Origin of the sequence: Paraburkholderia sp. A3BS-1L, assembly GCF_051125215.1 — a bacterium.
Lineage (GTDB): Bacteria > Pseudomonadota > Gammaproteobacteria > Burkholderiales > Burkholderiaceae > Paraburkholderia.
This window is the reverse complement of the sequence record NZ_CP120442.1, coordinates 777428-795501: the sequence shown is the minus strand read 5'-3', so window position 1 is coordinate 795501 and position 18074 is coordinate 777428. Positions and strand designations below refer to the sequence as shown.

16 protein-coding genes and 4 pseudogenes are annotated in these 18074 nt (G+C 61.6%); 11 read left to right on the top strand and 9 right to left on the bottom strand.

From position 1 onward, the window contains the following. Window positions 1–8 precede the first annotated feature (8 nt). The 6 genes from P5W99_RS03490 to P5W99_RS03465 all read left to right on the top strand — a co-directional run bounded on the left by P5W99_RS03490 (window position 9) and on the right by P5W99_RS03465 (window position 5722). The gene (locus tag P5W99_RS03490) at window positions 9–1130 is read left to right on the top strand and encodes an acyl-CoA dehydrogenase family protein (RefSeq protein ID WP_434661829.1); all 1122 of its coding nucleotides are present in this window, start codon (window positions 9–11) and stop codon (window positions 1128–1130) included. After that, entirely contained in the window at window positions 1127–1729 is a 603-nt protein-coding gene (locus P5W99_RS03485) for a GNAT family N-acetyltransferase (protein WP_434661828.1), read from the top strand. Before P5W99_RS03490 ends, P5W99_RS03485 begins: the two co-directional genes overlap by 4 nt. After that, window positions 1726–2838, top strand: a complete 1113-nt coding sequence (locus P5W99_RS03480; protein WP_434661827.1) for a 3-oxoacyl-[acyl-carrier-protein] synthase III C-terminal domain-containing protein — start codon at window positions 1726–1728, stop codon at window positions 2836–2838. Before P5W99_RS03485 ends, P5W99_RS03480 begins: the two co-directional genes overlap by 4 nt. Next, entirely contained in the window at window positions 2835–3761 is a 927-nt protein-coding gene (locus tag P5W99_RS03475; protein WP_434661826.1) for a 3-oxoacyl-[acyl-carrier-protein] synthase III C-terminal domain-containing protein, read from the top strand. The genes P5W99_RS03480 and P5W99_RS03475 overlap by 4 nt, the downstream gene beginning before the upstream one ends. Window positions 3762–4168: 407 nt before the next feature. Beyond that, the gene (locus P5W99_RS03470; RefSeq protein WP_434661824.1) at window positions 4169–4885 is read left to right on the top strand and encodes an autoinducer binding domain-containing protein; all 717 of its coding nucleotides are present in this window, start codon (window positions 4169–4171) and stop codon (window positions 4883–4885) included. A 156-nt stretch (window positions 4886–5041) separates the two neighbouring features. After that, a complete protein-coding gene (locus P5W99_RS03465) occupies window positions 5042–5722 on the top strand; it encodes an acyl-homoserine-lactone synthase (RefSeq protein ID WP_434661822.1) in 681 nt (226 codons plus the stop codon). Between the two features lie 91 nt (window positions 5723–5813). On the opposite strand, the gene P5W99_RS03460 is transcribed toward P5W99_RS03465, so the two are convergent. From P5W99_RS03460 to P5W99_RS03450, 3 genes are all read right to left on the bottom strand, one after another. After that, a complete protein-coding gene (locus P5W99_RS03460) occupies window positions 5814–6380 on the bottom strand; it encodes a hypothetical protein (protein WP_434661820.1) in 567 nt (188 codons plus the stop codon). Window positions 6381–6943: 563 nt separating this feature from the next. Further along, window positions 6944–8773 carry a TraI/MobA(P) family conjugative relaxase gene (gene traI / locus P5W99_RS03455; protein WP_434661818.1) on the bottom strand — a complete coding sequence of 610 codons (1830 nt, stop codon included), beginning with the start codon at window positions 8771–8773 and terminating at the stop codon, window positions 6944–6946. Beyond that, window positions 8742–9110 carry a plasmid mobilization protein gene (locus P5W99_RS03450; protein WP_434661816.1) on the bottom strand — a complete coding sequence of 123 codons (369 nt, stop codon included), beginning with the start codon at window positions 9108–9110 and terminating at the stop codon, window positions 8742–8744. The genes traI and P5W99_RS03450 overlap by 32 nt, the downstream gene beginning before the upstream one ends. A 448-nt stretch (window positions 9111–9558) precedes the next feature. On the opposite strand from P5W99_RS03450, the gene P5W99_RS03445 reads away from it, so the two are divergent. From P5W99_RS03445 to P5W99_RS03435, 3 genes are read left to right on the top strand one after another with little or no spacing between them, the layout of a single operon-like run. Continuing rightward, window positions 9559–10050, top strand: a complete 492-nt coding sequence (locus P5W99_RS03445) for a hypothetical protein (RefSeq protein WP_434661815.1) — start codon at window positions 9559–9561, stop codon at window positions 10048–10050. Next, on the top strand, window positions 10047–10820 hold the full coding sequence (locus tag P5W99_RS03440; protein ID WP_434661813.1) for a cobalamin biosynthesis protein CobQ: 774 nt from the start codon (window positions 10047–10049) through the stop codon (window positions 10818–10820). Before P5W99_RS03445 ends, P5W99_RS03440 begins: the two co-directional genes overlap by 4 nt. Beyond that, window positions 10817–11560, top strand: a complete 744-nt coding sequence (locus P5W99_RS03435; protein ID WP_434661812.1) for a hypothetical protein — start codon at window positions 10817–10819, stop codon at window positions 11558–11560. Before P5W99_RS03440 ends, P5W99_RS03435 begins: the two co-directional genes overlap by 4 nt. A 105-nt stretch (window positions 11561–11665) precedes the next feature. Here the strand turns inward: P5W99_RS03435 and P5W99_RS03430 are convergent. Continuing rightward, window positions 11666–12420 (bottom strand): annotated as a pseudogene (locus P5W99_RS03430) (beta-ketoacyl reductase); the annotation flags it as partial. Window positions 12421–12457: 37 nt separating this feature from the next. On the opposite strand from P5W99_RS03430, the pseudogene P5W99_RS03425 reads away from it, so the two are divergent. Then, window positions 12458–12880, top strand: a pseudogene (locus tag P5W99_RS03425) (glycosyl transferase); the annotation flags it as partial. A 43-nt stretch (window positions 12881–12923) separates the two neighbouring features. On the opposite strand, the gene P5W99_RS03420 reads toward P5W99_RS03425, so the two are convergent. The 3 genes and pseudogenes from P5W99_RS03420 to P5W99_RS03410 all read right to left on the bottom strand — a co-directional run. Next, the gene (locus P5W99_RS03420; protein WP_434661810.1) at window positions 12924–13913 is read right to left on the bottom strand and encodes a VirK/YbjX family protein; all 990 of its coding nucleotides are present in this window, start codon (window positions 13911–13913) and stop codon (window positions 12924–12926) included. A 257-nt stretch (window positions 13914–14170) separates the two neighbouring features. After that, window positions 14171–14341, bottom strand: a pseudogene (locus P5W99_RS03415) (LrgB family protein); the annotation flags it as partial. A 96-nt stretch (window positions 14342–14437) separates the two neighbouring features. Continuing rightward, window positions 14438–14572: pseudogene (locus P5W99_RS03410) on the bottom strand (CidA/LrgA family protein); the annotation flags it as partial. Window positions 14573–15349: 777 nt separating this feature from the next. Between P5W99_RS03410 and P5W99_RS03405 the strand changes: the two are divergent. Further along, the gene (locus P5W99_RS03405; RefSeq protein WP_434661808.1) at window positions 15350–15964 is read left to right on the top strand and encodes a hypothetical protein; all 615 of its coding nucleotides are present in this window, start codon (window positions 15350–15352) and stop codon (window positions 15962–15964) included. A gap of 32 nt (window positions 15965–15996) precedes the next feature. On the opposite strand, the gene P5W99_RS03400 is transcribed toward P5W99_RS03405, so the two are convergent. Then, window positions 15997–16689, bottom strand: a complete 693-nt coding sequence (locus P5W99_RS03400; protein WP_434661806.1) for a GNAT family N-acetyltransferase — start codon at window positions 16687–16689, stop codon at window positions 15997–15999. Between the two features lie 9 nt (window positions 16690–16698). Then, complete coding sequence (locus tag P5W99_RS03395; RefSeq protein ID WP_434661804.1) at window positions 16699–18048, bottom strand: aminotransferase class I/II-fold pyridoxal phosphate-dependent enzyme; 1350 nt, start codon at window positions 18046–18048, stop codon at window positions 16699–16701. Window positions 18049–18074 lie beyond the last annotated feature (26 nt).

Below are 18074 nucleotides of genomic sequence, written 5' to 3'. Positions count from 1 at the left end.
GAAACGCCATGGTTTCCACCCAAACACATGCGACAGATCCCGCGCCGACGTCCTGGGCGCTCGGTGATGATGTGCCGCAACTGCGTGAAGCTGCGGCGAAGTTCTCCCGCGAGCGCCTGGAGCCGTTGCTGACGCATCGAGCTTACGATGCCGAATGGATAACAACTGTCAGGCTCGCCGCAACGCTCGACCTCGGGAGCATGATTCTTCCGGAGCAGGCGGGGGGCATGGCGATCAGCCGTCACGACCTGGCACTTGTCCTCGAGCAGTTCGCAGCGGGCCCGCTCGAACGCGCAGCCGAACTCACCCTCAGCAGCGCCGCATTGATGACGCTCAGGGCGTGCAATGCGCTAGACCTGCTGCCAACCCCGGATGTTCGACACTATTTCGACGGCACAATGTCAATCGCGCCCAGCATCCCGGACTTCGACGAGGGTGGCTTCTGGCTGTTGCGCCAGCACCTGAACTCGCCCGCAATGACGGTTCAGTTGGAGGGTAACTTGCTCAGCCTTGTGCTCGCCGCGCCCGAAGCAAGCCAGACGGCTGCAGATTCTGCCACCGTAACCAGGCTGGGCGCGCTGTCTCTCGAACGACACAGGAAAGCCGCGGGAGCAACACCTTTCCTGGTTGTGCCTGCGCAGAGGAGCGCGGAAAGTGGCTGGAGCAGCAGCCCTGTCGAGCAGTGGCTCGTCGAGATGACGCTCTACCTGAGCGCGCTACTTTCAGGCGCCCTCCAGCAAGACGTGGACTTTGCCCTCGCCTATGCCGCAAGCCGCCAGGCATTTCGCAAGCCGCTTGCCGCCCATCAACTCGTTGCTGCACGCCTCGCCGACATGCTCGTGGCCGCACACGGCGTCCACCTCTTCGTCCGGGCCGTGGCGGCGCAGGAAAGGCCGGCGCAGGTCGAGACCGTATGCCAGATGGCGCGCCATGTGGCCAGCGAAGCGATGGATGCGAGCCGGGAGCTCGTGCAGCTTTGCGGCGGCCACGGTTATGTGGAAGGACTCCCCCCAGCCACGCGTTTCCAGACAGTCCACTGGTTTGCGATGCTATTGATGAAGGTCGAGGCCGCCCTGCGTGCGTTCGCCACAACAGCCCAGCGCCGAGCACGAGACGGAGAGCGCAAGTGAATGGTCAGACGAGGCACCAACCTGCTGAACGCACCGGGATCTCCGTCGGGGCAAACGGATCCAGGCCTTGCTGGCTGCGTGAGCCAGACGCCAACGACATAGACGATATCGTCGCCTGGCTTTCCGAACCCGACATCAACCAGTGGTTCGATTTCGGCGAGGGTCGTCAAACGCTGTCGTCGCTGGCCATACGCCTCATGATGCAAAGTGGACGACACCGCCTGCGGATGTTCGGTCTCGCAGGCCACGATGTCGCGAGCGGCCTTGTTGCTGTGAGCGATCTGTCGCATGCATTTGGCAATGGTTCCTTCTGGGTATTGCGCGATGCTCGACGTCCGGTCTTCAGCGACATGACATTGCTTGCCTCCCGGCAGATTCTGCGCAACGCGTTCGAAGCGGACCGGCTAAGCTGCGTGACAGCCTGGGCAGTGGATTGCAATGTGCGTTCACACCGCTTGCTCCAACGGATCGGCTTTCGCACGATCGGCCTGCAGCGCAATTGTCACGTCATGCATGGATCGCGATATGGACGTGTGCTCTACGACCTTCTACCGGAGGACATCATCGACGACTCCGACCTTCAGACAAGCGGCTCATGAACACGCCCGTCATTACCGCGCTCGCGACCTCGGTGCCCGAAACCATGTCCCTGTCCCGGTGGCTCAAAATTGAGTCAGCACGTCGCCTGAAGGGCCATCCCGGCTGGGATGCCTGGATGAGATCCTGGCAGCCCGACTACGGACACTGGCTTCAAACATGGCCACGCCACGAGTGCGATGGCTTGTGCCTTTGGCATCATGAGCTCGCCTCACCACCCGACATGGCCGCCACGGTGCCTGTTGAGGCCGGCACGGCCCTGTCGGGACTCGCAGCAAAGGTGACACGGACGATCTGTCGCTCACGCCCGGGCGCGCATCCAGTGGACGTCATCATGTTCTGCCACAGCAGTCTGGACGAACACGTCTCGACCACGATAGCGGGGCGACTGTGTGCCGAAGTCGGCACATCGTGCTCGTGCTTCGCCTTTTCCGTCTCGCAGCAACAGGGTGCGTCGGTCTTCACCGCACTACGGCTCGCGGCCGATCTGTTCATTGCTGAACCGGATGTCCAGACGATGCTGATCGTCGCCGCAGAAAAATGGTTCCCGCCGTTTTCGCGCTGCGACGGCGCGCAAATCGTGCAAGGCGACGGCGCGGGCGCACTGCTCCTTGAGCGCGCGAGTGAGGAAACGAAAGGCTTGCAGGTCATTGACGCCGCAGCCCGCACTGTCCGAGACCGCCCTGTCAGAGACCGCCCTGCCGGAGCCAGCCCTGCTTTCGCTCGCGCCTGGCGCCTCGCTGACATTGTCGCCGAGCACTGGACGCCTTCGCTTATAGCCACAATCGAGTCACTTCTTGTCCGGAACCGTCTTCGTCCCGATGAGGTCGACCGGATCATCGGTCACCGGGGTTTGCCTTCGATGGCGCGTGCCGTATGCGAGCTTTTTGCTTCGCAAGACACCGGGCTTGCGCACGAGCATCACGTTCATCTTGGCGCGGCCGAGTCCATTGTGCGACTCGCACACGGGCTTGGCGACGGTGACATCCGGAACCACTACCGCGTGCTTCTGTGGGGCTTTGGTTTGGGTGGGTTCGTCGGCGCCGCGCTGCTCGAAGCGCACGGCGCGCCCGCCCTGTATCTGAATGACGACGCCCGGGTAGCCACATGATCCCGAATCTCGGCATTACTCACGTTAGCGTCCATCTTCCCCAACGCATCGATGATCTGAGGACCTGGGCAAAACGCACAGGACAGGACGACGCTACTGTGCGAGGTCTCGAGCGAGCTGGCATGGGGTACTACCGCAACGCGGATGGGGAACCGGCGATTGGACTGGCCGCCAGCGCGATCCAGCGCCTCATACAGGCCTCCGGCGTCCCATCGAACTCGATCGACGGCCTGATCTACGTGCACACGCTTCAGGGCAGCGTCGCCCCACCGCCCGCGTCATTGCCCGGGCTGCTCTGCCATCACTTCGGCTTTACCAACGCAGACGCCTTCTCGTTGGCGCAGCAGCATTGTGCGTCCGCGCTCGGCGCCCTGCGAGTGATTCGTGCGACGTTCATGGCACGGCCCCACATCAATCGGGTTCTGCTTGTCGGCGCCGACGTCATGCCGCTGGAAACGGAACGGCTCGTTCGCGGCGAGGGCATCCTGAGCGATGGTGCGTTCGCCGCGCTTATCGAACGCAATGCGAGCCTGAACCGCCTCCTTGCCATCGTCACGTATGCCAGCGGAAAAGGCTGGCGCGGGACACTGGCGAACGACGAGTCGAGCATGGCAGCGCAGCATTTCTTCACAGCCCGTAGCCTCATTTGCCAGGCAGCGCAGCGGGCGAACTGCGCACTAAACGATATCCAGCGTATTTTGCCGCACCACCTGGATCTGCCTGCGTGGCATCGCCTGCTCGACTCCCTGAAACTGCCGAGAGGCAGGCTCTTCGATGAAAATTTCGCGCGAATCGGCCATGTAACCGTCAGCGACGCATTCGTTAATCTCGCGGATTGCGAGGATTTGGTTCCCGGCCAACCTTTCGCGCTTTTCGCACGAGGTGTTGGCGGGTTTTCGGCGGCGGCGCTACTGGTCCGATAGGACGACGGTAAGCGCTAAATCGGATGACCCATCCTGCACGCAGATCGTTGGGGGCGCACCCGCTCCAATCAGGATCAGTTTTTCGCGGCTGGGCGTACGCCGCGTGCCATGTTCGCTTTTGTCTGACTATAATGTCTTGGACCGGTTAGCCGAATTGCTGGGAAAAAGCGCGGGCCTGACGGCACGCGATACCGCACCGAGGGTGAAACTCCCCTGGACCGGCACCTGGCCACTTGTAGATATGGCGTCTGTGAGCCCCACTGACTTCCGTCTGCCAGCCGATTTTTATTTTGCGCCTGAAATTATGGACCCTGGGGCACGCCGAGGTAGCGCCGATGAAACTTGTGGCTTGCCACCGTCTGCACAGGACACTGCCCAGACTATCGCCAGCGCCTGATCGCGCGCAAATGACCCCAGCCGCGCTTCTGATGCCTTTTGCATGCGCCGCCGATATGCCTTCGCTTTTTAATTGCTTTAGCAAGGCGGCAAGGGGGCTCGGATTTTCGCATTTCGTGATCAGCCGTGTGGCGCGCTTGCGCTCGGCGGATTCTCCAAATACCGCGATCGATATGATTTGCGGGCACTATCCCGACGAGTGGGTGCGTCATTATCAGCGTCGCGACTATGCATCAACGGATCCCGTGCACCGGGCGGCCTTCACGCATCGCACTCCTTATCGATGGGACGACATCGTCAACTTGAGCAAGGCCGAACACCGGGTAATGGATGAGGCCAGAGAAGCCGGCCTGCCCGCGGGGCTAAGCATTCCCGTGCACCAGCCCGGGGGCAGCGTACTTCTTTTCAGCCTTGCGGGCTCGCCGTCTTCGGTCAATGACGCCGACATTTTGCGGCGCGCATACCTGATCAGCACGCAGTTTCATTTCGAACTGCAACGACTCGCTCCGACGCCATCGCGACACGCATCGCACTACTTGACGCCGCGTCAGCGCGAATGCCTGACTTGGGTCGCCCGAGGCAAGACGTCCTCTGAAATCGCGCTCATTCTCGGGATTTCCCGCTATACCGTTGAATTCCATATCAAAGAAGCGAAGAACACGCTGAACTACAACAGCAGGACAGCCGCTGCTGTCAACGCTGTCGCACAGGGTCTTCTCGAACCCTGAAAACTCTTTTGCCAGCAGCACAAACTTCTTTTTCCTTCGCGGCGCATGACCAACTCAATGCGTCGCCGCACGCGCCCGACCCTCCGAAAGTTGCGAGTTCAAGGACCGCAAAAGCGCTGATAGCCTCGCATAAAAGGCTAACGCGAGGAGGTGGCCATGTCATACATCATAGCCGGCACGCTCGATGCACTGCCGTCACATATCCGTCTTCATCTAGGGGCTTTTCGCTACAGGGTGTTTGTCCAGCGCCTGCAATGGGAGATACCGGACATGCCACAGGATAGCACCAGCGAATGGGACGAATTCGATGGGGGCAGTACTGTCCATCTGGTCGCACTATCTGCAGACGGAACGATCTGTGGATGCGCGCGTCTGATGCCAACCACGGGTCCCTGCCTCTTGCGCGACGTCTTCCCGCACCTCGAAGGCTCGACACCGCTGCCTGCGTCTCCATTAGTATGGGAGCTCTCGCGATTTGCAGGAGCCGGGTTGATCGACCATCGCACCGGCGCTACGTCAGGCATGCCGCTACTGCCTTACGCGCTTTCACTCGCGCTCTCGTTGGGCGCAACACAGGTAGTTGGCGTCGTCTCGCGCGCCGTTGCGCGCCTTTACCGACGCTTTGGTCTCGATCTTCAAAACATCGGCAACGGCGTTTCTGCCGAGGATGGCCATGTCGTTGCGTGCGCAATCCAGTTAACGCCCGCTACGTTCGAGAAGCTCCACTGTGACGCGGGCACGCTGCTGAGCTCGATCACGCGCATCGGACCGCTTCCGTCGTCCCAACAAGCTGGGCCAGCCAATCTGGCGACATTGGATCGCGAAAAAGCATCGTGAGTTGATCGGGCTCGAGTCGCCGTCCGCGGCGTGCGACGTTTGAACGGCGCGCTCGCGTCGGACAATGCAGGGGATTTACTACCCTCCAGATTCAGCGCCGGCCGCGTGGCCGACAATGGTGCCTGTTGTCGGCCTCCTTTACCCAGTCCGGCCTGATCGCGGATGCATAGGCTTGAGCGCTGCGCGACGCTTCGCCATTCAATTGCGAATTGAATCCCAGACGTTCGTCAATCGACTGTGCAACGATCAGGGACTTTGGCGGGCGATCATGGTCGCAGTCTGCCCAAAACGTGTACATGGCATCGAACAGGACAGAGAGAATCGACGTCACGTAGGGCAATCTGACTACGACACCGCGTCCCGTCCCATCCGAACTGGACTGGTTCCACTGCGCCCGGGCCTCTTCGACAGGCGTCACGATTCGAAGTGAGTCCAGGTCTTGCTGCAGGCCGGCTTCAAGTGAAGCGTGAACCATCGGCAAACAGCCCAGTGCGCTGCGCAATTCACACAGTTGCCGCTCTTTGACCTCGGCCCAGTTGTTAAGTCGCCGGACTTCTGCTTCCGCGCGCTGCAAGCGCAGATGCAAAAGTGCGTGATCGGGCAGCGCCGTTTCGACGTTCTTCATGCCGGCCGCCGTCCATGCATTGAGGTCTTTCATTACCGTTCCTGCATCAAATGTGCATGCAAGTATTGCGCCAACGGTTTCGCTTTACGCTATCACGAAGAACCGCACACGCATCCGCACACGCGTCGTGAGGATTTGATCGGGCCCATCTGGCGCGCAAAATTACTCATTTCGACGCGTCCATATATCCTTTTTCGTTTTTCCCGCACGAAAGATCAACTGCTAAAGAAGGGAGGTTCTGCTCGACCCGGTCACCCGCTGCGGGTTACCCGCGTGGGTGCGTGCGTGAGCACATGGGCTGGATTTTGGACTCCGGACGAAACGCGTCAATCAAGATGATGGACGTTTCTTCTGGCGCCAGGAGTCGGGCTCGACGCGTCCGCAAAGGGCCGGGCGAGCCGCTGAGTGTCTACGTCGCCGGCGCAGGCCGAAGCTTATTAAAGACGCTTAAATGAAGCGTTATTCCGAAATGAAGTGGGGGGGGGGGGGAATCAACAAAGCGGCGCCGATCGGTTCGCCGATCAGTTGCCGGCAGGGCATCCATTTATGCTCGCGCCGGGAAATATACACGATGGCAGGCGCCCGTTGCCGGGCCACTATCGATCCGGGCCGCCCATCGATGGTCGCCCCGATTCCCGTTGAGGCCCGCGCTCAGGCGAACTTCCCGCCACCCACTCCGGCTGAGCAACCGGATCGGGGTTTTGTGTCGCGCGAGCATTTTCCCGCTCTCGTTGTTCCCGTCTCAGCGCAAGTCGCATTGCCTCGAGCGCAACGTCACCAAACGTGATGTCGAGGCGATACGTCGCGGCCAGCACGGCAGTGCGCTCACGAAAATGCTCACTGCCCGTCACGTCGATTCGTGAGCCGAACTTCTGACGCGCGAGCAACAGCCCAGCCAGCATGGTGTCCCTCTGCACGGCGTTTGAATGGAACCGTACACGCCACCCCTCGTCGATAAACTGCCGCTCGCCCATGAGGTTGTACTCCACATTGCCGGTTCTCGTGTCGACCCGCCAGCTCCAGTTCTCTATGACCCTTGCCCGCGCCGGCGGAAAAGGATCGATGTCCTCGCGAATCGACGCTGAGATCCAGTTGCCGGGCTCAGCTACGGGTATGTGGCTGCGTCTGCGATGATGCGCCCAGGTCCAGCTCCGAAGCTGCGCAATCGCGGCTTCGTCCCCCTGCTGCGCCAGTGTCTCGACCCATTCCCGAAATGTCTGCGGCCGCTTCAGGGTCTTGCGCTCCGCTATCTGTCGCTCGCGCAGGGCTTCGAGTTCGCGCGTCCGCTCGAATGCCGAGACGGAAAAAGCCGCCTTGCGCTCAATCGCCGGAAATCTGCTGCCGCGGATGCGCTCGCGCACCTTCTGGTGCCGCTCGAGCAGCGTCCGGTATTCGTGTGCGTGGCGGCTTCGGAGCTCACGCCGCGCGGTGTCGAATTCACCGCGCTGTCGTGTCCTGTCATGCTCATACCCCGAGCGCAATCCGACCCGCATTCTGGCGCGCGCCTCCCGGCGCGATGCGTCGGCAACATCAATTTCGCGCTCCACATAACTGCGCTCGGCGTCCGTGAGCCGGATCACACGGGTGGGCTCCACCCATGGCCCAAGCGCTTCTTCAAGCCGGCGCCGGCCGAGCCGTTCGTCAACGCTGCTGGCTTTTACCGGTGTCAGATGCTCCCGTCCCTTCGCGTAAATCGCCAGCCCCGGCCCCTTGATACGAAGCTCCAGCCCGTGCCTCGCGAGTAGGACATGGATGTCCTGCCACGTGACGCCCGGCTGATTCAATTGCGCCAGCACTTCGCGCCTTGGGGCAGCACTCGCATAGGTGGCGAGGCTTTCCATGCCGCTGAAAGTCTCCATGTCGCGCGCCCGTGCCGGCATGGATTGCCGCTCCTTGCGGCGCCCCATGTCGCGCTCGATGAAAAGCTGGCCGTCTCGTTCGACAACGGTATATGGACCGCGACTGTGCTGCCAGCCCTGGCGCAGTTCCAGCTCCCGCATGCACCGGCCCAGTTTCAAATAGCTCAGGCCCGGTCTCACGGCGCGCCCCGTGTGCAGGTTCACGCGGTTCACGACAACATGCAGGTGCACGTTGCCCATGTCGCGATGGATGGCAAACACGTGCTGGTGTTCATCGGGCGTCATGCCAATCGCTTCGAGTGCCGCGCGGCCTGCCTCGAACATCTGTGTTCGGTCCGGTTGCTCGCCTTCGCGCCAGGCAATCATGAAATGCAATACAGGGTCATGCACGCGTGCGCTACGGTCGGCCACAGCGCGCATCTCCGCGTGCGCGGTGTCCAGCGACAGGCAGCTCGTGAACGTTTCGATTTCAGGCGCGCATTCTTCATCGGCCCGCGTCACATATTCGATCAGCGCGCGGAAACTGCGCCGCCGGTCACGGCGTCGTGTGAGAACCTTTGCCAGCATGGTCGAAGCGCCGGATCGCGTCGATGACAGCGCGCTGCGCGCCTTGTATGTCCGCGATCAGCGCAGCACGTTCGCCAGGCGAAAGAATATCTCCTTCGCAAAGGTTTTGGACGAGTCCACCGATCCTGCGCTGCTCGGTGCCAAGCATGACTAATGCATCGAGCACGCGGCTCGTGGTGACATTACGCGTGGCGCGCCCGAGCGCGCAGGCCAGGAGGTAAGCCGAAAGCGTCAGACCACAGTCACCGGCTTTTTGGGTAAGGACCTCGTGCTCGTCGCAGGTTGTGCGAACGGTGAGGCCGATCCTGGCGCGCCTGCTCTTCGTGCTGCTGGACATGCTGGTGCCTCCCTTTGGCGCTCTCGCGCGTATGCGAAACGCGGCACGAAACGCGGCACGAAACGCGGCGCCGTAGCCTGGCCTCGCCTGCGACGCGGATCGCTGATCCACGAGTTGGTGCTGTTGCTGCAAGCTTTGGCGCATCGCCATGAGTATCCTGGCAGCGCCTGAAGCGTCGCTACGCCGGGACTTACAACATTTATCCCACACTCGCCTGTGAGCGGATTGCACAGCGACGCCCGGTGCGAGCCCAGTTTGCATCCCGGACCTGGCCGAGCGAAGAACAAACTGGTAAGTGGAAATTTCAGCTTTGGACAACGGCGAACAATGCCGATGCAGCTTGTGTGCAAACGTAACGGCAAACGATCTCATCCGTAACAAATGACCTGCCGTGACCTGTGTACGGTTCACTCATGCCCGGATATCAATGGCTTCACAGGACCACACGATGATCACGAAAATCCAGCGGCCTTCGCCCGATCAATGGGCAAGACTCGACGCCGCGCTGCAAGGGCTGCCAGAGCGAACACCACCTGGCACCTCGACGCTCGCGAACGAAATTTCCCGACGCGCTGACGTCCTGCGTGCAGCGCTGGAATCGGGTTGGCGAATACGCGAGCTCGCCGCATTCTTTAACGAGTCTGCCAGCATCAACGTGTCGCCCAGCACGATAAAGAAGGCACTACAGCATGCGTTGGCCAAGACGACGTCAGACAGGCGCCGGCCGCAGGCGAAACGTCCCCGCAAAAAAAGACTATCCGCTGGCGCAGCTGCGGCAAAGAAAGCGCCTGCCGGCCACGCACCGGGGACACACGTGCGTCCGCCGGCCGAGAATGGTGACCAGTTCGCGCAACGAGAAGCGCAAACATCACGCCCCACGGTCGTGCCTCCCCTGGGCTCAACACTGACCCAGGGTGCAACGAAGCGAGGACAGCGATGAAACGGTTCGTGATGATTTGCGGCGACAAGGGTGGGACGGGCAAGAGCCTCATAACGCGGGCACTGGCTGACCGCATCCGGCGTGATCGACACGACGCGCTGATGATCGACGGCGACGGCGAAGTCGGCAACCTTTTCCAGTTTTACGCCAGGCTCGATCATCAGGGCGAACCGGTCGCGGATCAGCTCGAGGACGGCGTTGTGCCGATACGCTTCACGGGCCCGGAGCGCGAACGCGACCAGTTGCTCACCGCTGTCGATTTTGAGCGCCCGCTTATCCTCGCCGACCTGCCAGCTGCCTCGCTCACGCAACTGAAACAGTTCGATGCTGACACCGGCTTCTTTGGGGAACTCGCTCGCGGCGGTTATCGCCCCACGCTTGTAAACGTGCTCTCGCCATTTAGCGCCAGTACCCGGACGGTACGCGAGATGATCGAACTGGCCGGGAACCAGGCTGATTATGTGGTGGCGATCAATCAGTGGTTTGGCGACCGCGAAGACTTTTTCCTGTGGTACGGCAACGCGAACACTTGCGCAAATCCTGGTCGGGAAATGCTGCAGGAGTCCGGCGGAGTCGAAATTACCTTGCCGATACTGCAGGCGGGCGTGCTGGTCGCCATCGACGACCTGATGCTGACATTCTCGGATGCACGCGAGGATACGCGGTTGACGACACCGCAGCGCTCGCGGCTGCACCGCTGGATGCAGGCGCTCGACACGCAATTGGACGACGCTGCAAAATATTTGGGGTTGGAGGACCTTGCTCGATGAGCAGCGCAGCATTTGACCAGTTGCTCTCGCGGCTCGAAGCTGAGGAACGCGAACGCATCCACGAAATGGCGATTGCCTACGGATTGAGCTTCGACGATCCATCCTGGGTACCGTTCGCCATTACCCAGATGGCGCTCGGCGAGCTAAAAGCACAACTCGGGGAGATGGCGGAGGAAATCGAAAACGCCGCGGACCACGCCTTGCGCAAGATCGGCAACAAGATGCAGGCAGTCAGCGCCCAGGTGCAAGCCATGGCCGAAACACAATCGGCTGCATCCCGACGCCACCAGGAGATATTGCGCGTGCGGGAACAGGAATCAATTGCCAGATATCAGACGTTGCTGGCCGAACTGTCGGTCCAGGCGCTCGTCGAGTTGATTGAGACGGGCACGAACGATATCGTGCGCGACGTCTCGCAGCAATTGACCGGCGAACACGGCATGCTGGCGCGAAGCGTCGTTGCGCACGCATCCGCCCTTGACCAGGCCCGGCAGCGGTTCGTAGCCTCGGTAGATGCAGCTGTGCTCAAGGTGGATGAGGCCGGCACAAAAGTAGCAGCGTCGATGCGCCGGAGTGTCCGAAACACGGTCTTGCTCGCGATTGGTGCAATCATGCTCTGTGCGCTCGCGATACCCGGCTTCCTCGTTTTCTGGGGCGGGCATCAGTTGTCCGCCGACGTGCCTTCATCGGGACCGTGGAGTACACCGCAGCGCGCCCTGCCCGCGCACCCGCATAGGTAATACAGGCCGTTGCGCTATCGCGCGTCGCTACTACCGTTTCAGAGGAATGCATGCAAATGCACAATAGCACCACCGCCCGGCCTTGCGGGCTCCTCGACCATGATGATGCACACTCGAAAGCCTCCTCGACCACCATGCCGAGCTCCATGCCCATCAGCGAGTCCATGCCCATGTCGAGCACCGAGGTGTCGAGCGCCACACGCTCCGGCGCGAGGTGCAGGATGCGCGCGATCTGCGAACGCAGCGTCTCCGCGACGGTCGCAAGCGCCTCGTCATGCGACAGCGCACACACACGCTCGCGCCGCGGGTCGCCGCGCTCGAGGGCGTGCTCGCTGGCGCGGTGCGCGTGCAGCGCGGCGTAGCGGCGCGCCTGCGCGGCCGGCATCCCGCGCGAAAGCGCCTGCCAGTCGAGCCGCACGACGGCTTCGCCGGCGCCACCCGTGAGCAGCACGCGTTCGAGCGCAGCGAGCGCCTCGTCCGACTTGATCGACACGCCGTCAATGCGCGACTGCGGCGCCTCGCGCGTCTTCTCGTTGCGTGCGAAGAAGCCCACGTCCGCGAGCGGCCCCCATCCCATGCACGTGCCGTGCAGTCCCGCGGCGCGGCGGGCTTCGACGGGCGCTTCGAGGTAACTGTTGGCAGCCACGTAGTTCGACTGGACCGGATTGCCGAGCGCCGTCGTCGCCGACGAATACACGACGAAGAAGTCGAGCGGGTAGCCTTGCGTCGCGCGGTGCAGCTTCCAAGCGCCCGCCAGCTTCGGTGCAAGCACGGCTTCGAAGCACGCATCGTCGAGATTGCGCAAGGCCGTCGTCGATGTGCATCGCCGAGTGCGGCACGCCTTTGAGCGGCATGCCGCGCGCAGCAATATGGGCGCCCAGCAATGCAACCGCCGCCGGCGCGCCGCTCTTCATGCTGCGCCCGGCCGCCGACGCGCACACGCTGCGCCGCGCAGGCATGCTGCGCTCGCCGCTCGTGCATCCTTCCGTGATGCCAAGAATCGACGCGGTGTTAGCGGTAGGCAATTATCTCGTGCAGCATCTGGCTGCTGAGGATCTCGATCTGTTCTTGCGGCTGATGGAGCGTTACGACTGCGCGAATCTGCCCGAACCTGGGCTTTACTACGAGCTCAATGAAGGGGGTATCAGCGCGCCGAAGCGGCGGCGGCAGAGCGCCTCCACACGGCGTTTACAGGCGCGGTATTTGAACGTGCTGAACTGGCGCGACTGGGCGGGGACCGCCAAGAGCCTGCTGTACTTCGTGACGCCTTACGGCGCGTTGCAGCGGATAAAGCGCGCGTTGTTCGCGCGCGGAGCGTGACAAGGGCCCGTTGACGCGGCCCGTGGCTCCATGACTTGGCATGTCACGCAGGTTCCGGAACACCATAATTCGCTGCCAGGGCAACAGCGAGTTCCGGCATGGGTTCGTCGGCCTTCGCGCGACTCGGATGAGGCGCCATAATATCTGCAGTCAGATTCTCGTGGACTGCCCGATCGATCTGCTCCAGCAAATCCGCAATCAGCGTCTGCCGCCGGCGAAACTCAGCACGCCGCTTTGACGGAACCTCGTTAATATCGCGGTGATATGGGCGAAGCGGCAGCACGAACCGCCCATCGACCTCGACCCCGCCGAGTTCACGCCAGAAACCGTCATAGTCGGCGCTGAACTGAACGTCCGTTGCGGCAGAAACGTGAGTCTTCTTCGTCACGCCGGCGAGCACGTCTACACGTGCCAGACTGCAAAATTCGCCAATGGCTTCCATCACTGCAGCCTTCGGTCGCAAGCCATGGCATGCGCGCGTCGCCTCGCGCACCCGCTCCCGGTCTGCACCGGCCGGCCCTTGCAGGCCTCCGATCAGCACACCCCGCTTCCCGGATTTGGCATGCCTTTCGAAGCTGATGGTCGCCCACGCAAGATCGACGCTCTCCAACACGTCGCGCCACGCGACGCTAAGCAGTCCTTCTCGCCAGCAGCGCACCGGCTCGCTCACAACGAGTGCATAACGTCCACTTGATGCCAACGTCACGTATTCCGAATTCAGGTGGAGCCTGCGCACAAGGCCTTCACCAAACAGCTCCCGGGCGACTCGAAAATGACCGCACAGCAACTCAGCACGCTGATATGCAGGCATATCGGCCTGGGCAAAGCAATGAAAGGGACGTTCGAGAAAGCGCCGGTTGCGGACAGCCATTTCCGCAAGCAGAGGGTTCGTAGTCAGTGCCTTCAACCAGATGCGGGCTGCAAATGGACTAAGCAGGGCGTACATCAGCACGCGGGTCCGCCGGAAGAGGTCACGGGGCGTTCGCCCAGGAATAGACTTCGAAAGCAGTTGGTAAATTTCAGAAATCGACATCGCAAGCCACGATCTGTTCTCTATCCTCACATCTCAAAACAACACACTCCTTATCAATCAGACAGGAAGGGTTGCTGATATTCGACAATGACCTTTCAATTCATTGTCAGGTATCTGGTAAAGCGAACGGTCGTCCAGCGACACGTCAGCGCTGCATTATTACATGAGATTTCCCAATGTAATCAAATATTACGGAAGTGTGACGTCCCCCTGATTTACAGCAGAACGTCACACCGAACACCTGAAGCTTTCTACAATCACTGCAACAGCACTGGCAGCAGATCAGGCACGACGAACGCGATGAACACACCGTTCAGGCCCATGCCGAGACCCGAAAACGCGCCCATCTCCTCGCTCACCTGAAACGCCCGCGCCGTGCCGATGCCGTGCGACGCTACGCCGATCGCAAAACCACGCACCTCGGGCTCGTGCACACACACGTTATCGAGAATCCAGTGCGCGCTCAACAGCAACGAAAGATGGCGCAACAGTTCGAGCGCGGTGGGCTCGATCACCTCGGCAGCGGCGGGCCGGAACATCGCGAACGCGAACAGCAACAGCATGCCGATCACGGGACCGTGAACTGGCAGCGAGAAAACGTAGAAAACGCTTTCGCCGAGGCACTGGAAGATCAGCAGAGCGACTAGGGAACGGAGCATGGCTGGGGTCCGGCGAAAAAGGCGCGCGACGGCGGTCCGCGTGGCGCGCAGTGTAGCCCAAGAAGGGCTTACGCACAGGGGAGCGACCAATCTCGCGGATCCACTGTACGCGCCGGACTGAGCGCTTTGCTGCCCCCCTATCGTTATCGGCTGTGGAGCAACCTGCCAGCAACGGTCTGCCTACATTTAATCGCCCGTGTGCATTACAAACGCCGGCATATCGAAAACATTTTCCTGCAACTGGGGTCGGTTCGGAATTGCGAGAACCGCTTTCTCGGGCATCCGCGTGCCGCGGTGCTGGGATTTGCCTGGCGACATTTGCGTACAACGTACGAGCCATGCACAAATGCAACGACAAGATCGGTCTTAACCGAATTGATAAAGCAAATACAGCCTGTATATTTCGGTCTACTACCTAGTACGACGCATTCAAAGCCTGCATGACAGTGTGAACTTTGCGCTGCCGCCACAATGCTCTCGCGTCACAGCACCGCCCACTTCCTCACGACACCCTGTTCTGTCAGCCGGCCGAGAAACCGCCGGAAGCCGTCCCAGCTATCGAAACCATTGCGATTCGTTCGGCAACACACATCAGAAGAATGTTCTCCGCTTAGTTAAGTGGCAAACATTCGTATCAATGGGTTAGCACTAAGGTGTGGCCGTGTGCCTCGGCGAATCGGGGGATGAACGTCGCGGCAGAGCAGTCCATCAGCACGAGTAGGGAGAAAAATAATGAGAAACGGGGCGTTGATATGTGTCGCGAGCTGCGCAATATGTTTGCAGACGGCTGAGGCGCAGGAAATCTTCACGCAGGGAGGAACCCAGGGCATCGGGATCGGTGCGGCATTGTCCTTGGGTTCCCACTTCGGAGTGCACGCTGATTTTAACGGGCTGGACTTCAACCACGATATATTCCTGGGCGGCAATCGGTACAAGGACGACGCGCGGTTAAGACAGGGGGGCGTCTACCTCGATTATTTTCCGTTTTCCGGCCATGGATGGCGCGTCACGGGAGGGGTTCGTTTTACCGACGACTCGCTGACCGCCGTGTCGACCCCTAACAATGGCACATATACGTTCGGCGGCAAGCTCTATCCCGCGCCGCCTGGCGCAACGGCGACCGCGTCGGCCCGATACCCGACCACGATGCCATATCTTGGCATCGGCTTCGGGCACAAGCCTGAAGGCAAGGGCTTTGGCTTTATTGCCGACATCGGCGTTGCGTATGGTGTACCGCAGACTAGCTATACGTTGTCGCCGCTGCTGAGTCGGCTCGCGGGTCCAAAGCTGAGCTCGATGCTAGTCAATACCGGACAGCAGGAATTGCGCGAAAAAGCGTGGCGCTTTCGCTGGTACCCCGTGGTACAGATTGGCGTCTCATATCGCTTCTAACACTCAGGCCTTCGCGCGATGCAGAAACCGCTTCACGCATGTCCGTACGCAGCAAGCCGCATTCGCACCGATTCAAGTTCAGGTGGAAGACGTGACGAGCGCTGACGTCGCCGCGGCAACGCGACGAAGCCAAGACGACGATAAAGCGTCGCAGCCCGCGTGTTGCTCAGGAGTACGTCAAGCACAATCTCGCGCTCCCCGGGCTCCAAGCCTCGCTTGCTTGCCTGCTGGGCATGTAGCGCGTGCTTGAACAGTTCCGTGAACACGCCTGTTCCGCGCGCGGCGGAATGCGTCGCGCAGTGTGCGACGAGCGTCTGCGCGCGCCCCGGCTTGGGCAGTTCGCTTTCGAGCACGAGCCCACGCAGCAATATGGGCACCGTGCGCAGGAATCCAAATCGACGCAGCAACGTCCAGGCGACGTGCGGGTCGTCGGCAATAATGTGGCGGCCGTCGTGCGCTGCGAGCACGGCTACGATCTCACCCTGCGCGTCGACGGCGACCTCATGCCGGCGCCACGAAAAACGCCCGCCGGAAAGCGCGAACGCGTGCTCCAGAAACGCGATGCACCGCTCGGCCGGCAGACCCAGGAAGAATTTGAATTCGTGCTCACCTGAGGCAAATACAAGCGGCGCACAAGCGGCGGCGTCGCCTGCACGGGCAGGGCGAAACGTGAGCGTACGCGTGTTCATCGGCGTAGACATCGGCATCTGCGTTTCGGTAAGCATAGCGGTCCTTTACTGTTTCGCGATGCGCGCCAGTGCCGCAACGGTCTGGGTGATCTGCTCGGGCAGATGCGTCGAGCAGATGAAAAAGCGCAGCCGCGCTGCACGCTCTTCCACCGCCGGATAGAAGATCGGCTGCACGTTGATGCCTTCATCGAAGAGCGCGTTCGCCCACTGTGCGGCCTTCAGCGAGCTTCGCGTGATGACCGGCACGACGGAATAGCCCGCGCTGGTCCCGATATCGAGCCCTGCGGCGCGCGCCTCGCGTACAAACTGATGGCCGCGTGCCTTGAGTGCCTGCACGCGTGCAGATTCCGCGCGCAGACGCTCGAGGGCGGTGAGCGAAGCCGCCGCAAGCGCGGGCGCGAGCCCCACGCTGTATAGAAAACCCGGCGCGAGATGGCGCAGCATGTCGATGAGCGGCTGGCAGCCCGCGATGAAGCCACCGCAGCCCGCTAGGGTTTTGCTCATCGTGCCCATCCACAAATCGACCTCGCTGGATGGCACGCCGCAATGCTCGCGTATGCCGTGTCCGGTCTCCCCCAGCACTCCAAGTGAGTGCGCCTCGTCCACCATGAGGAACACACCATGGCGGCGGCGGATCTCGGCGAACCGTTCAAGGTCCGGATAATCGCCGTCCATACTGTACAAGCCTTCGATCACGACCAGCACATTGCGGTATTCGTGGCGCACGCGCGCAAGCAGGCTGTCGAGCTCCCTCCAGTCGTTGTGCGCAAACGAGAGCCGTTTCGCGCCGCTCAACTGAGCGCCCTGCACGATGCTGTTGTGCGCGAGCGAGTCATGCACGATCAAATCGCCATGACCGAACAGCGCGCCAATCACCGTGACGTTCGTAGCGTGCCCACTCACGAATGCCACGCAGTCGTCGGTCTCGTAGAACGCGGCGAGCGAGCGCTCAAGCTCGCGCTGCACGGGACGCTCGCCCGCGACCATGCGGCTCGCGGAAACGGAAGTGCCGTAGCGGCCGATCGCGTCCTGCGCCGCCGCCATCACCGAAGCTTCCGAGGCGAGGCCGAGATAGTTGTAATTGGCGTAGTTGATGTACTCGCGTCCGCCGATCGTCGTAGTCGCGCCGGCCATGCCTTCATGCACGCGAAAGAACGGCGACTCCACGTCCAACGTCTCGCCCATCTGCTTCATGAGCTTGACCTGCTGATAGAGCGGCATCGCCTCGAAGCGCGAGCGCGCGTCCCATGGCGCATCCGCCGCCACGATCGGGCGGGCGCCAGTCTGCGGCGTCGCGCCGTCGAATTGCGCCTGCGCCTCGCCCGAGACGCGCTCGAGCTGGCGCTTGAGCGCTGCCGCCGCAAGTTGCTTGCGGATCTGGTCTCCCATTCCCATCTGCTGCCTTTTACCCCGGTTGTTAT